Raw genomic sequence first — 14,462 nt, 5'->3', positions numbered from 1 at the left:
TGATACCCGACCGCCGGGGCGGAGAACCGTGCATGCCAGGGGTATCCCACGATTCAAGCAGCGGTTGTGAGCTTTCTACGAGTAGCTCGTTCTCATCCTCCGGTCCGAAGCCCCAGGCGTCACCGGTTTCCGCCGTCCGCGGCGCGGGCCCGGTCCAGCGCCAGCCACACACGGTCCCGGGTGACGGGAAGCTCCGTGAAGCGGATGCCGGTCGTGTCGCGGAGCGCGTTCGCGAAGGCGGGACCCACCGGGTTGAAGGGGCTCTCGCTCATCGACTTGGCGCCGAGCGGCCCGATCGCGTCGGCCGTCTCCGTGAAGTGGACCTCCGTCCTGGGCACATCGGCGTACTGGGGGAGCCGGTAGCGGCGGAAGGCCGCGGTGCTGACCTCGCCGCTCTCGTCGATCCGGACCGTCTCGAAGAGGGTGGCGCCGAGCGCCTGGGCGACACCGCCCTCGACCTGGCCCCGGCACCGCATGGGGTTCATGACCTTGCCCGCGTCGGCCGCGTGGACGCTGCGGAGGATGCGTATCTCCCCGGTGCCCGGGTCGACGGCGATCCGGAACCACTGGGCGTTGAACGCGACCGACCGGGGCGAGCCGCCCCAGTGCCCGTCCGCCGCCAGCTCCTCCGCCGCACCGCGCGCGTGCCCCGCCTCGTACAGCTCCTTCAGGGTCACCGTACGGTCGGCGCAGTCGACGGCCTCGGCGCCGAGCACGCACAGGTGCCGGGCGACGCCGGTGTGGCGGGCGGCGAGGGTACGGAGCCGTTCCGCGAGCGACCGGGCGGCGAGGAGGACGGCCTTGCCCGCGACGACGGTGCCCGCCGAGCCGAAGGCGCCGGTGTCGTGGCGGACGACGTCGGTGTCGGACTGACGGATCGTGACGCGGTCCCCGGTGGTGTGCAGGGCGCCCGCGGTGATCTGCTGGTGGACGGTGGTGGTGCCGTTGCCGAACTCGGCGGTGCCCACGGCCACGTCGTACGTCCCGTCGGACAGCAGCGAGACGCGGGCGTCGGCGTAGTGACCGCCGGGAGGGCCGGTGGCGATCATCGCCATCGCCGTCCCCTGCCCGGTGAGCCAGCCCTCGGGCACGTCCTGCTCGCTGGTGTCCTCGGCGATCGCCGTGCGGACGACCGCGAGGCACTGGTCGAGGCCGTACGAGGCGATGTGGAGGTCCTCCTCCTCGCCGATGGGGCTGTGCATGGCCTCCCCGGGGCCGATGATGTTCTCCTCGCGCAACACGAGCGGATCCATGCCGAGGCGGCGGGCCAGCTCGTCCATGACGGACTCGACGGCGAAGGTCACCTGGCCCAGGCCGTAGCCGCGGAACGCGCCCGCCGGGACGGCGTTGGTGTACACCGACCAGGCGTCGACCTTCTTGTGCGGGGCGCGGTAGACGGCGAAGGACTCGCCGACGCTGTGGAACATGACCGCCGGACCGTGGTTGCCGTACGCGCCGGTGTTGGACACCACCCGCATCCGCACGGCGGTCAGCGTCCCGTCCGCGCGAGCGCCCACCTTGATCCCGATGGTGAACGGATGGCGGGTCGTCGCCCCGTAGAACTGCTCGGCCCGGGTGTACTCCAGCTTCACGGGCCGTCGCAGCCTCAGCGCCGCCAGCGTCACGATGTCCTCGGTGAGCATCTCCTGCTTGCCCCCGAAGCCACCGCCCACGCGCCCCGCGACCACCCGGACCTCGTCCTCGGGCAGCCCGTACAACGCGCACAGCGCCCGGCGGGTCAGGAACGGCGTCTGGGTCGAGGAGCGCACGGTGAGCCGCTCGCCCGTACCGTCCTCCTTCGGTTCGAAGTACGCGACACAGCCGTGGGTCTCGAGACTCGCGTGCTGGACCCGCTGGGTACGGAAGGTCTCCTCGTAGACGACGGCGGCCTCCGCGAAGCCCCGCTCGACGTCCCCGATCTCGCCGTGCACCTCACCCGCCACGTTGTCCGCCGCCCGGGCGATCCGCGCCTCCGGGCCCTTGTCGCCGTGGAGCGCCGGGGCCCCGGGCAGCATCGCGGCCTCCGGGTCCAGGACGTACGGCAGCCGCTCGTACGTCACCTCGATCCGGCGGCAGCCCTCCTCGGCGGCCTGCTCGCTGTCGGCGACGACGGCGGCGACCCGCTGCCCGACGTACCGGACGACGCTGTCCAGGACCCGGGTGTCGTCGGGGTCCTCGGTGGGATGTTCGTGGCGGGCGCTGGAGTACAGGGTCGCCGGGGCGTCCTCATGGGTGAGGACGGCATGCACCCCCGGCACCCGGAGTGCGGCCGAGGTGTCGATCGCGACGATCCGGGCGTGCGGGTGCGGGGAGCGCAGCAGCTTCATGTGGAGCAGCCCGGGAACCTCGACGTCGAAGGTGTAGCGGGCCCGGCCCGTGACGACGTCGGGCCCGGCCGGCGCGCCGACGTTCCGGCCGACGGCCTTGCCCGCGCAGGGGAGTTCGGTGTGCCTCACGCCCCGCACGGCGTCCTCGACCGCCCGGTATCCCGTGCAGCGGCAGATGTCGCCCTTGAAGGCGCGGGGCAGATCGTCGAGCTTGCCGTCGTCGTGCGCGGAACCCCGCTCGGCTTCGAGGGCGGCCGTGGTCATGAGGAAGCCGGCCGTGCAGAAGCCGCACTGGTAGCCCTGCGCTTCGAGGAACTTCTTCTGGACCGGGTGGAGTTCACCGTCCGGCGAGGCGAGTCCCTCGACGGTGGTGACACGGCGCCCGTCCGCCCGTACCGCCGGATAGAGACAGCTGTGGACCGGCTCTCCGTCGACATGGACCGTGCAGGCGCCGCAGTCCCCGGCGTCACAGCCCTTCTTCACCCCGAACCAGCCGCGCTCGCGCAGATAGGTGCGCAGGCACTGGCCGGCCCGCGGGTCGGCCTCGAAGGGCCGGTCGTTGACGTGGATGCGGAAGTTCATCGGGGGTCCGCCTGGGCGTCGGGCCGGGTCAGTTCACGGCGGACCTCCTCCGCGAGGCGCAGCCCCATGTGCCGTCGCCAGGCGGGCAGTCCGTGGATGTCGTCGAACCAGTCGTCCTCCGCGACGGCCGACTCGATCGCCTGCCGGAGGCGCGCGGCGTCCGGCGGCAGCGGGAACCAGAACCGGAAGGGGCGCACGGTCGCCGCCGTGATCGTCACGGCCATCGAGCCGTCCACCGGATCGAGCGTCGCGGTCACCAGCGCGCCGGAGTGGCCGAGATCGTACAGCGAGGCCTGCCGAAACGCCGTACGACAGCGCAGGGCCCGCTCCGGCAGGGTGACCGAGCGCAGGAGTTCACCCTCTGCGAGGTCCTTGCGCCCGGCGCCGGTGATGAAGTCGACGACCTTCACACGCCGCAGCGAACCGTCCTGCGCGCGCAGCAGGCACTCCCCGTCGAGGGCGGCGGTCAGCGAGATCATCGGCCCGGCCGGAAGGCCGTTGCAGAGGTTCCCGCCGACGGTCGCCATGTTCCAGATCTTGAACGAGGCGAGAAAGGCCCGGCAGCACTGCTCGAACAGCGGCGCCGCCGGGGAGGCCGACGACCGGCCGAACCGGGACAGCTGGGCGACGGTACAGGTCGCGGCGATCTCCAGGGACCCGTCCGCCCGCCGCGTCAGCGGCTCCCAGCCCATCCGGCTCAGATCGACGAGACGGCGCAGCTGCGGCTGTGGCTCGGAGAACAGATACGTCCCGCCGCCCAGCCAGGCGTCCCCGGGCCGCCAGGGCTCGTGCCGCCGTGCGTCCCGTACCTCGTCCACCGTGTTCAGATCCATGTCTTTCCACGCCTCCCGACCTTTCAATTCAGGCCAGTGAAGCCCGGCGGAGGCAGGGCGGACGACTGGTGCGGAAGCCGGAATATCCCTGCTCGGCAGGCGGGTGCGCTGGAGGATCGACCAAGGAGATTTCGCGCCTCGAGGTGCTGCGTGACGCCGGTCTCGTTACGCTGCGCAAAGAGCGGACGAAGCGGTTCCGCCGGGTGGACCGGGAAGGGCCCGGCCCGGCTCGCCGAAGAGGCCGAACGAAGCGAGAAGCCCTGATGACGATCCCCGAGACGCCCATGGACACCGTCACCCTGGAGCGGCGCATCGACGCCCGCCCCGAGACCGTCTTCGGCTTCCTCGACGACCGCGAGAAGTGGCTGTCCTGGATGGGCGCCGACGGCACCTTCTCCTTCGAGCCGGGCGGCTCGTACCGCACCCGCGTCACCGGGGAGGACGTCGCCTCCGGCCGTTTCATCACCGTCGACCCGCCCCGGCGGATCGTCTTCAGCTGGGGATGGGAGTCCGGCCCCGTGCCCGTCCCGCCGGGCTCCAGCACGATCGAGATCACCCTCGCGCCCACCCCGGACGGCACCCTCCTGCGCCTGATCCACAGCGGTCTGCCCACCACGGAATCCTGCGAGTCGCACGCCGAGAGCTGGCAGCACTACGTCGACCGCCTCGCGACCCGCGCCGAGGGCGGCGACCCGGGCCCGGACACCTGGACGCGCCAGCCGGAGGGCTGAGCGCGCCGGCCGGCGCGTGGATCCGGCACGGCGGCCGTCGGATCCGGAATCCGGGCAGCGGCCGTCGGATCCGGGATCCCGTACCAAGGCCGTCGACTGGGGTCCGTCGCACGGCGGCCGTCGGCCCCGGGTGCTCGTACAGCGGCCGCCGGCCCCGGGGCGGGGGCGGCGGCCGCGGGGGACGCGTGAGACGGGCGCGCCGTCGCGAGGGCCCTTGTGCGTCGTGCGGAGGTCAGGCGCCCACCGGCATCGGGGTACGGATCCGGGCTCCGGCGCCGAGCTCCCCGACGAGGCGGTGCCCGAGGCGGAGATAGGCGGCGAGGTCGGCGCGCGGGGCCTTGCGGACGAGGTGGCGGATCGCCTGCATGGCCTCCCAGGCGGAGGCGTGCGCCAGGGGTCCGCCCCAGCTCTCGCCGAGCCCGTCCCAGAGATAGGCGCTGAAGCCGAGCTGAAGCGCTCCGGCCCGGCGCCGCTCCTCCTCGTGAGCCTCCAGAGCCTGGGCGAAGAATCGTTCCGCCTCCACGGGGGGAAGCGCGGAGAGGATGATGCGCAGGTACGGCGCGACAAGGGACGCGACCTCGGGGCACTCCCCGCCGGGAACGACCTGGTCGTCAGCATCGGGAGCGGCGGCCTGTTCGCGTGTCTGAGTCATGGACCTATCGATACGTCATCTCATCGCAGGAACGTTCGTGGCACGCCCACGTACGCCACCGGTTCGCCCCACTGAGCCAGGGGAGGGAGACCCGGCACCCGAACGGGCGCCGGGCCCCGGCCCGCTCCGCGCGGCCCGGCCCCCCCCGGACGCGGCCCGACACACCCGCCCGGCCCGGCTCCTCCCTCAGGAGCTCGTGAGAACGACGAGCTGCTTGGTCGCGCGCGTCATCGCCACATAGCGGTCGACCGCTCCCTCGATGCCCACACCGAACAGCTCCGGGTCGACCAGGACCACCAGATCGAACTCCAGCCCCTTCGAAAGGGACGGGGTCAGCGACTGGACACGGGACGTCGGCCGGAACCGGGGCGCCCCGATGACGCAGGCCGTCCCGTCCGCGTGGGCGTCGAGCCAGTCGGCGAGGATCCCGTCGAGCTCCGACACCGGGCCCCGGGCGACCGGAATACCGCTGCTGCGGACCGACGTCGGCACATTGGCGTCCGGGAGCGCGGCCCGGATGGCCGGCTCGGCCTCCGCCATGACCTCCTCCGGCGTCCGGTAGTTGATGCTCAGGGACGCCACGGTGATCCGGTCGAGCCCGACCCGCTCGAGGCGCTCCTGCCACGACTCCGTGAAGCCGTTCCTGGCCTGGGCACGGTCGCCGACGATGGTGAAGCTCCGGGACGGGCAGCGCAGGAGCAGCATCTGCCACTCCGCGTCCGTCAGCTCCTGCGCCTCGTCCACGACGATGTGCGCGAACGGCCCGGCCAGCAGGTCCGGTTCGGTGCCCGGCAGTGCGGACTCGTCGACCAGAGTGTCCTTGAGGTCCTGGCCGCGCAGCATCGTGACCGCGCCCTCGCCGTCGTCGTCCGCCGCGAGGACGTCGGCGATGACATCGGCCATCCGCGCGCGTTCGGCGGCGATGGTGGCCTGCTGCCGACGCCGGTGCCGTGCCGCCTCGGGGTCGCCGAGCCGCTGCCGCGCCGCGTCCAGGAGCGGCAGGTCGGACACCGTCCAGGCCTGCGCGTCCGCGCGCTGGAGCTTCCGGACCTCCTCGCGGTCGAGCCACGGAGCGCACTTGCGCAGGTACGCGGGGACCGACCACAGGTCACCGACGAGGTCGGCGGCCTCGAGCAGCGGCCACGCGCCGTGCAGAGTGCCGGCCAGCTCCTCGTCCTGCCGCAGCGACCGCCGGAACTGGTCCTCCGGGACCTCGCCGTCGAGCTTGCCCAGGAGGATCGTGCCCAGCTCCTCCCAGATCTGCTCCCGCGCCTCGTTGTGCGGCGTGCCGGCCTCCGGCGCGTCGAACGCCTCGGCCCAGTCGTCGGCGCTCAGCCGCACGTCGGCCCAGTCCGTCGACACCGTCATCCCCCGGGCGGGCGGCTCCTCGTAGAAGCGGACGGCCGCCTCGATCGCCCGCACCATGCCCGCCGACGACTTCAGGAGCGCCACCCCGGAGTCGCGCTCGACCGCCGCTCCGGCTCCCTCCGCGACGAGGTCCCGCACGGTGCAGGTCTGCACGCCCTCCTCACCGAGGCTGGGGAGGACATCGGCCACGTACCTCAGATAGGGCTGGTGCGGACCGACGAACAGCACGCCGCCACGCCGGTGTCCGAGACGCGGGTCCGCGTAGAGCAGGTGCGCGGAACGGTGCAGCGCGACCACGGTCTTGCCCGTGCCCGGTCCGCCGTCGACGACGAGTGTGCCGCGGGAGCCCGCCCGGATGATGGCGTCCTGGTCGGCCTGGATGGTGGCGAGGACATCGCGCATCCGCGGCGACCGGCTGCCGCCCAGGCTGGCGATGAACGCGGACTGGTCGTCGAGCGCCGCATGCTCCTCCAGCCCGTCGGCGGTGAACACCTCGTCCCAGTAGTCGCTGATCCGGCCGCCGGTCCAGCGGTACCTGCGGCGGCTCGCGAGCCCCATCGGGTCGGCGTGGGTCGCCGCGAAGAACGGCTCGGCCGCCGGGGAGCGCCAGTCGACGAGGAGCCGGCGCCCCGTGCTGTCGGTGAGGCCGAGGCGTCCGATGTACACGGGCTCCGCGCCGTCCGCGCCGACGATGTGCCCGAGGCACAGGTCCAGGCCGAAGCGGCGCAGGGTGCGCAGGCGTCCGGTCAGCCGGTGGATCTCCGCGTCCCGGTCCATCGCCTCCCGGCCGGCACCCCCGGGCGCCCTGCGCGTGGCGTCGAGACGGTCGGACAGTTCGGCGATCGTCTCTTCGAGGCTCGTCGCGATCGCCGCGAAGTGCCGCTCGTCGCCGGCGATCAGCGCCGGGTCTGCCTTGGCGGAGAGACGGTCGGGAAGGTCGAACGCACCGGCGCCGCGCGACTGGTCCACCGACGAAAGCACATGCACGGGGTGAGTCTCATTTCTGCAGGTCCTGGCTGAGGTGAGTGATTCTGCGGTACGACGGGGGCCTTGCCGCAAGCCCCCCTGTGCGCTATAAGTTGTAAGTGGCGAGAGGTGAGTGCACCTTCTCGCCCTTGTCATTTGCGCATCGCCACCGGCCCTCATCGCCGCCGTCGCCCTCGGCGCGGCAGGCCCCTGCCGCCGTCGGCCTCCGGTACACGCCCGGACCGGGCCCCCTGCTGGAATGGCCCCATGGCCGACACACCGCCCCGCACGGCTCAGCCCACCCTCACTCCTGCCCCCACCCGTCGTACCCCCGTCTCCGTCTCCGCCTCCGTCCCCGACACCGACCTGATCGTCATCGGCGGCGGGCCGGCCGGCTGCGCTGCCGTCCGCACCGCGGCCGGCGTGGGGATGCGGACGATCCTGATCGAGCCGGACGCCCTGTGCCGCAACCTCTACCGCATCCCGGCCCTGAACAACGTCCTCGGCGGCTGGACCAACGGCCCCGAGCTCGCCGACGCCGTCACCGCCGAGCTCAGGAGCACGGAACTGTGCCGCCTCGAACTGGGCAGCCGCGTCGCCGTACTTCACGCCGACGACGAGCGTGTCACCGTCACCCTGGACACCGGTACGCGCCGCACGGCCCCGTACGCCGTCGTCGCCACCGGCGTCGGCCCCCTCCAGCCCCACGACGCCGGCTGGATCACCGCCCCCGGCACCCGGCCCCTGCCCCCGCTCTGGCAGGCCACCGCGCAGGACGCCGAGACGCGCACCCTCCTCGTCCTCGGCGGCGACCGCCCGATCGGCACCTTCCTCCGCGCCCACCCGGGCACCGACACCCGACTGCTCGTGGCGTACCCGGAAGCGGACGCGTACAAGATCGAGGAGATCCGCGACGACCCCCGTGTCACGCTCCTGCCGACCGAGCGCCTGACCCTGTCCGATGCGCTCTCCGGGCGGCCGACGGCGGACATCCTGGGCAGGGACGGCGGACGTCGTACGGTCACGGCGGACGCCGCGTACCTGAGCATCGGGAACGCGCCCACCGCCCCGCCCGGCGACCTCGTCCGGGGCGCGGACGGCTACTGCCCGCCGGGCGGGCAGCATCCCCGTGTCATCGTCGCAGGCGACCTGCGCGCCGCCCGCTTCCAGCGGATCATGACCGCCCTGGGCTCGGGCAGCGAGGCGGCGCTCCAGGCCTACTACGCGGCGAGGGACCTCGCGGCGGGGGACTTTTCGGCAGGGGGCTCTTCGGCAGGGCCCTGAGGGGCCGCGGCGAGTCCCCCGAGTTCCTTGGCGCGGTGTCCTACCGGGGGGCGGTCCCGCCGTCGTACACGTTGTCCGGGGTGGCGACCGCGGTGATCGCACGGGCGAGCAGCGTGGACGGCTCCTGGCCCCCGGCCCGGGAATCCGTGTTGATCATGACGACCAGGGTGGCCTTCTGCGAGGGCAGGTAGACCGTCACGGTCTCGTAGCCCGGGATCGAGCCGTTGTGCCCGATCCAGCCGTTGGTCTCGAAGATCCCGAGACCGTAGCTGGTGCCGGGGAAGCCGGTCGGCAGCGTCTTGAGGCGCTGCGCCTGCGTCTCGGGGCTGAGCAGTTCACCGGTGGCGACGACCTTGGCCCAGCGGCGCAGGTCGTGCAGGTCCGAGATCATCGCGCCGGCCGCCCAGGCCCAGCTGGGGTTCCAGTCCGTGGCGTCCGCGACCGTGTTGGTCAGCGTCTGGTCGGTGTAGCCGCGCGGGTGCGGTTCGGGGAACGCGGCGTCCGTGGGGAAGAACGTGTGGCGCAGGTGGGCCGGGCGGAGCACCCGGTTGCGGATGAAGTCCGGGAGCCGCTGACCGGTGACCTTCTCGACCACCAGGCCGAGCAGGACGAGATTGGTGTTGGAGTACTCGAACTGCGCCCCCGGCTTGAACGTGTTCTTGTGCTTGAAGCCGTACGCGAGCACCTCCCGCGGGGTGAACGAACGCTGCGGATCGCTCAGCAGGTCGTGGATGAAGTCCGCGTCGGAGGTGTACGGGAAGAGGCCGCTGCGCATCTCCGCGAGCTGCCGCAGGGAGATCCGGTCACCCTTCGGCACACCGTGGACGTAGCGGGAGATCGGGTCGTCGAGACCGATCCGGCCGTCGTCGACGAGCTTGAGCAGCGCGGTGACCGTGAACGTCTTGGTCTCGCTGCCGATCCGGACGAACCCGTCGGTCTCCATCGGCCTGCCGGTGGCGGTGTCGGCGACCCCGGTGGACCGGACGTAGCTGCCCTTGCCGGGCATCCAGAGCCCGACGACGACACCGGGGATGTTCGCCTGCTTGCGGACGTCCTCGATCGTCTTGTCCAGCCGTGCGGTCAGCTCGGGCCCCAGCCCGCCCTGCGGACAGTCGTCCTCACCGTGCGCGGCGACGCTCGCGGCGTGGGCGGGCGTGGCGGGAGTCGTCGCCATCGGCGCCAGCACGGACGCCACGAGCACCGTCGCGGCGAACAGTCGGCGATAGGGGGTACGTCGCATATCAGGACGCCTCTTCCAGATCACGGGCACGGTCACGGACGGCCACATCACCACCGCCACCCCGCACCCGACAGCCCCCGCCCACCGGGCCCCCCGGCGAGTCCACTCATTCGGCGCCACCCACGTCACCGGGGGTGCCGGCCTGGATCACCTCACGGCATCGGGGTGTGCCGCACGTCGTTCACGGCAGCGGCGGCTCATGCCCGGCCGCCCATTCCAGGTCGTCGGGAGTCGGCTCCGTACGCCAGCGGGCCCGTAGAACTCCGTCGCTGTCGGGCAGGGCGGCGGTGAACAGGGGGCGACGGCCGTCGAGGTCGAGGGAGAGAACGGCGGCCCGGGCACCCGTCGGTCGCGCGGCGTCCGCGAGGTCCTCGGTGGAGTCGACGAGAGCGCTGGTGACCGTCCCGTTCCCGTCCTCCCGGACGAGCTCCACCAGGCCCTCGTCCGGGGGAATCGCGGCGAGCACCGCTTCGACGTCCTCGTCGTCCTGGAAGAGGTCCGGCCAGACGGTCAGCCTGGCGCGCGGCGTGAGCCCGGCGCGCACGGCGTCGAGGGTGCCCACGGTGAGGCGGTGCCAGCGGCAGGCGTTCTGGACGTACGCCTCCTCCAGCAGACAGGCCTCCCCGTCGGCCACGGACCGGCGCAGACGGGCCCAGAAATCCTCGTCGGCGGGGCGCTGCACGCCGGGTTCGTCGTCGAGGACCGCGTCGTACGGCGAGGACCGCAGACGTTCCGGGAACAGTCCGAGTGCCCGGGTGGTGGCGAGGGCGTCCTCGCAGGGCCGGTCGCTGCCGACGAAGACGTACTGGTCCCATCCGACGTGCACGGTGAACCGGTCCTCGACCTCCAGCCGACACCACGCTCCGTTGTCGCGGAGCATGGCCCGGACCAGCTCCAGGGCGAGCGACAGGGGTACCACGGCCCCGTCGTGGTACCCGCCGAGGTCCGGCGGGAAGAGCCCGAGCAGGCCGTGGCCCTCGATCTGCGGCTCCAGGCCGAAGTCGACGAAGTCGACGCCCACCTGTGGCTCGCGCACGGCCACGTGATCGATCCCCGAGGCCTCGGCGAAGGCGGCCACGGCCGCCAGGTAGGCGGCCTCCACCGGCCCGTGGTCACTGATCGGCTCCTCGTCGCCGATGTAACCGCCGTGCTCGTCACGGTCGGCAGGGTCGTACTTGGTGATCCGGTGGACGAAGGACGGCACGCTGCTCCCTGGGGTTCCAGAGGACGAGGATCGCCGTCGGGAGCACCTCTCGCAAGCCGATTCGGTCGTCGGGCCGTCCGGCTGCCGGAACGCCCGGCTGACGGACTGTCGGCGGTGTCCGGCCCGGTGTCAGGATGCGCGTATGACACAGATCATCAAGGGGGGAAACCTTCCGCTCAGTGGCGAGCCGATGCGGGTCGCCGTCGTGCGCCGGTCCGGTGGGGCGGGAGCACCGGAGGTCGGCGCGGCCGCGCTGCTGGTCGACGGGGGTGGCAAGGTCAGGGGCCGGGGCGACCTGGTCTTCTACAACCAGCCCGAGCACGCGGGAAGCGGTGTACGGCTGGCGGGGCACGCACAGGGTGAGGGCGGGGTGGTCGCCGACTGGCTGGAGATCGACCCCGGCCGCGTCGAGCCGTCCGTGGAACGGATCATGGTCGCGGCGTCCTGCGACGGCGGGACCTTCGGCCGGCGGGCAGCGTCGGGTTCTGGACCCGCCGCCGCTAGCCGACTCCGGGCCCGGGGGCGCGTACCCCCGGGCCCGGCGGTCGGGGTCAGGACCGGGGCAGCTCGTCACGGACCGTGCGGGCGGCCGCGACCAGGTTCTCCAGGGACGCGCGGGTCTCCGGCCAGCCCCGGGTCTTCAGACCGCAGTCGGGGTTGACCCACAGGCGCTCGGTGGGGATCGCCTCAAGTCCCCTGCGCAGCAGGGAGGCCGCCTCCTCGACGCCGGGGACGCGCGGGGAGTGGATGTCCCAGACACCGGGGCCGGCCTCGCGCGGGTAGCCGTGGGCGGCGAGTTCGCGGGCGACCTGCATGTGGGAGCGGGCCGCCTCCAGGCTGATGACGTCGGCGTCGAGGTCGTCGATGGCCTGCACGACGTCCCCGAACTCGGCGTAGCACATGTGGGTGTGGATCTGGGTCTCCGGCCGCACCCCGCCGGTGGAGAGACGGAAGGACTCCGTCGCCCAGCCGAGGTACTCGGGGCGGTCGGCGGCCCGCAGCGGAAGCGTCTCGCGCAGGGCCGGTTCGTCGACCTGGATGACGGAGGTGCCGGCGGCCTCCAGGTCCTCGACCTCGTCGCGCAGGGCGAGCGCGACCTGGCGGGCGGTTTCGCCGAGGGGCTGGTCGTCGCGGACGAAGGACCAGGCGAGCATGGTGACGGGGCCGGTGAGCATGCCCTTGACCGGCTTCGCGGTCTGCGCCTGCGCGTACGTCGTCCAGCGCACGGTCATCGGCTCCGGACGCGAGATGTCCCCGGCCAGGATCGGCGGCCGGACGTAGCGGGTGCCGTACGACTGGACCCAGCCGTGCCGGGTGGCCAGATAGCCGGTGAGCTGCTCGGCGAAGTACTGCACCATGTCGTTGCGTTCGGGCTCGCCGTGCACGAGGACGTCGATCCCCGTCTTCTCCTGGTAGGCGATCACCTCCTGGATCTCGGCCCTGATCCGCTGCTCGTAGCCGCCGGAGTCGATCCGGCCGGACCGCAGGTCGGCGCGGGCGGTCCGCAGTTCGGCGGTCTGCGGGAAGGAGCCGATGGTGGTGGTCGGCAGCAGGGGCAGACCGAGGCGGGTGCGCTGGGCGGCGGCCCGTTCGGCGTACGGCAGGGAGCGGCGGGTGTCCGCCCCGGTGACGGCGGCGGCCCGGGCCCGTACCACCGGGTCACGGGTGATCGGTGAGGCGGTGCGGGAGGCGAGGGCGGCCCGGTTGACGGACAGCTCGCCGGAGATGACCCCGGTACCGCCCCGCAGGCCCTTGGCGAGGGTGACGACCTCGGTGGTCTTCTGACGCGCGAAGGAGAGCCAGCGCAGGATCCGCGGGTCGATGTCGCGTTCGGCGGCGGTGTCGAGGGGGACGTGGAGGAGGGAGCAGGAGGCCGACACGTCGACCCGGTCGGTGAGCCCGAGGAGGGTGCCGAGGGTGGCGAGGGACTTCTCCAGGTCGTTGATCCAGATGTTGCGGCCGTCGACGACGCCGGCGACCAGACGCTTGCCCGGCAGGCCGCCGACGGCGGCGAGTCCGTCGAGATTGGCCGCGGCCCGGCCGGTGAAGTCGAGGGCGAGCCCGTCGACCGGTGCCTTGGCCAGGACGGGCAGGGCGTCGCCGAGCCGGTCGAAGTAGGAGGCGACGAGCAGCTTCGGGCGGTCGGTGAGCGCGCCGAGATCGCGATAGGTGCGGGCGGCGGCGTCGAGTTCGGCCGGGGTCCGGTCCTGGACCAGGGCGGGTTCGTCGAGCTGGACCCATGCGGCCCCCGCGGCACGGAGGTCGGCGAGGACCTCCGCGTACACCGGGAGCAGCCGGTCGAGCAGCGTCAGGGGATCGAAATCGGCGGCGACTCCGGGCGCCGGCTTGGACAACAGCAGGTAGGTGACGGGGCCGACGAGGACGGGCCGGGCCGCGAGGCCGAGCGCGAGGGCTTCCCGCAGCTCGTCGACCCGCTGGGAGGAATCGGCGGCGAACACCGTGTCCGGCCCCAACTCCGCCACCAGATAGTGGTAGTTGGTGTCGAACCACTTCGTCATCTCCAGCGGCGCCACGTCCTGAGTGCCGCGCGCCATCGCGAAGTAGCCGTCGAGCGGATCCGCGGCGACGGCCTCCCGGTGGCGCTCGGGGATCGCGCCGACCATGACGGTGGTGTCGAGGACGTGGTCGTAGAGCGAGAAGTCGCCGGTGGGCACTTCACGGATGCCGGCCTCGGCGAGCCGCCGCCAGTTCGCGGCGCGCAGTTCGGCGGCCGTGGAGCGCAGGGCGCCTGCGGTGACGCGGCCCTTCCAGTAGCCCTCGATCGCCTTCTTCAGCTCCCGGTCACCGCCCTGGCGGGGGTGGCCGTACACGGTGGCCCGTGCGGCCGGGGCCGTGGACTTCGTGGTCACGGAGATCTCCTTCGCGAGATGAATCCCTGAGATCCCGGAGACGGGACGAGAGCGCGAAGGGGCGACGACCGGACGGCCGACCGGGCGCGCTACGGCGCGGTCGTCCGACTGGTGTGTACGCCGACCCGCCCTCGAGGTCACCGGGATGTCCGCGCGCGGAATCGTCCGCGTGCGGGCAACGGGCAGGTCTTCGGACTCGCGGGCACGCCCTCCGGATTCCACCGGCGGACACCTAGTGGCCGTCGCTTCCCGGACCCTTCCCGGATCCAGTGCGTATGACGGCGGTCGTTCCCGCTCACCGCTGCGGGGCAGTCCCGGATTCCCACCGGGTTCCCTCTTACGACGCATCCCGCCTGGCGGACGGGGCGAACCAGCTGCACGCCCAGGCTACGGCAGCGGTCACGG

At 72.7% G+C, this 14,462-nt stretch carries 10 protein-coding genes and 1 riboswitch; of the genes, 3 read left to right on the top strand and 7 right to left on the bottom strand.

The window, feature by feature from the left end; genetic code table 11:
* Positions 1 to 119 precede the first annotated feature (119 nt).
* The gene (locus tag ACH4MY_RS04350; protein WP_397997221.1) at positions 120 to 2,909 is read right to left on the bottom strand and encodes a molybdopterin-dependent oxidoreductase; all 2,790 of its coding nucleotides are present in this window, start codon (positions 2,907 to 2,909) and stop codon (positions 120 to 122) included.
* On the bottom strand, positions 2,906 to 3,742 hold the full coding sequence (locus tag ACH4MY_RS04345) for an FAD binding domain-containing protein (protein WP_397997218.1): 837 nt from the start codon (positions 3,740 to 3,742) through the stop codon (positions 2,906 to 2,908). The genes ACH4MY_RS04350 and ACH4MY_RS04345 overlap by 4 nt, the downstream gene beginning before the upstream one ends.
* A 263-nt stretch (positions 3,743 to 4,005) precedes the next feature.
* Here ACH4MY_RS04345 and ACH4MY_RS04340 point away from each other — a divergent pair, with 263 nt between their 5' ends.
* Entirely contained in the window at positions 4,006 to 4,473 is a 468-nt protein-coding gene (locus ACH4MY_RS04340) for an SRPBCC domain-containing protein (RefSeq protein WP_397997215.1), read from the top strand.
* Between the two features lie 232 nt (positions 4,474 to 4,705).
* On the opposite strand, the gene ACH4MY_RS04335 is transcribed toward ACH4MY_RS04340, so the two are convergent.
* The gene (locus ACH4MY_RS04335) at positions 4,706 to 5,125 is read right to left on the bottom strand and encodes a hypothetical protein (protein ID WP_397997212.1); all 420 of its coding nucleotides are present in this window, start codon (positions 5,123 to 5,125) and stop codon (positions 4,706 to 4,708) included.
* Positions 5,126 to 5,311: 186 nt separating this feature from the next.
* Positions 5,312 to 7,480 (bottom strand): RNA polymerase recycling motor ATPase HelR, encoded by a 2,169-nt coding sequence (helR, locus tag ACH4MY_RS04330; protein WP_397997210.1) that lies wholly within the window; start codon positions 7,478 to 7,480, stop codon positions 5,312 to 5,314.
* A gap of 246 nt (positions 7,481 to 7,726) precedes the next feature.
* Here helR and ACH4MY_RS04325 point away from each other — a divergent pair, with 246 nt between their 5' ends.
* On the top strand, positions 7,727 to 8,743 hold the full coding sequence (locus ACH4MY_RS04325) for an FAD-dependent oxidoreductase (RefSeq protein WP_397997207.1): 1,017 nt from the start codon (positions 7,727 to 7,729) through the stop codon (positions 8,741 to 8,743).
* 40 nt (positions 8,744 to 8,783) lie between these two features.
* Here the strand turns inward: ACH4MY_RS04325 and ACH4MY_RS04320 are convergent, their stop codons facing one another.
* The gene (locus ACH4MY_RS04320) at positions 8,784 to 9,983 is read right to left on the bottom strand and encodes a serine hydrolase domain-containing protein (protein ID WP_397997204.1); all 1,200 of its coding nucleotides are present in this window, start codon (positions 9,981 to 9,983) and stop codon (positions 8,784 to 8,786) included.
* A gap of 181 nt (positions 9,984 to 10,164) precedes the next feature.
* Positions 10,165 to 11,187: an RNA-binding protein gene (locus ACH4MY_RS04315; protein ID WP_397997202.1), complete on the bottom strand. Its 1,023-nt coding sequence runs from the start codon at positions 11,185 to 11,187 to the stop codon at positions 10,165 to 10,167.
* 142 nt (positions 11,188 to 11,329) lie between these two features.
* On the opposite strand from ACH4MY_RS04315, the gene ACH4MY_RS04310 reads away from it, so the two are divergent.
* The gene (locus ACH4MY_RS04310; RefSeq protein ID WP_397997200.1) at positions 11,330 to 11,848 is read left to right on the top strand and encodes a TerD family protein; all 519 of its coding nucleotides are present in this window, start codon (positions 11,330 to 11,332) and stop codon (positions 11,846 to 11,848) included.
* On the opposite strand, the gene metE is transcribed toward ACH4MY_RS04310, so the two are convergent.
* Complete coding sequence (gene metE / locus ACH4MY_RS04305; protein ID WP_397997198.1) at positions 11,739 to 14,057, bottom strand: 5-methyltetrahydropteroyltriglutamate--homocysteine S-methyltransferase; 2,319 nt, start codon at positions 14,055 to 14,057, stop codon at positions 11,739 to 11,741. The two genes, ACH4MY_RS04310 and metE, sit on opposite strands and share 110 nt — an antisense overlap.
* A 163-nt stretch (positions 14,058 to 14,220) precedes the next feature.
* Positions 14,221 to 14,447: riboswitch (cobalamin riboswitch) on the bottom strand.
* Between the last annotated feature and the right edge of the window lie 15 nt (positions 14,448 to 14,462).

The organism is Streptomyces sp. NPDC017246 (genome assembly GCF_044331325.1).
In the GTDB taxonomy this organism is placed as follows: domain Bacteria; phylum Actinomycetota; class Actinomycetes; order Streptomycetales; family Streptomycetaceae; genus Streptomyces.
This window is presented reverse-complemented; position numbering and strand designations above follow the sequence as displayed.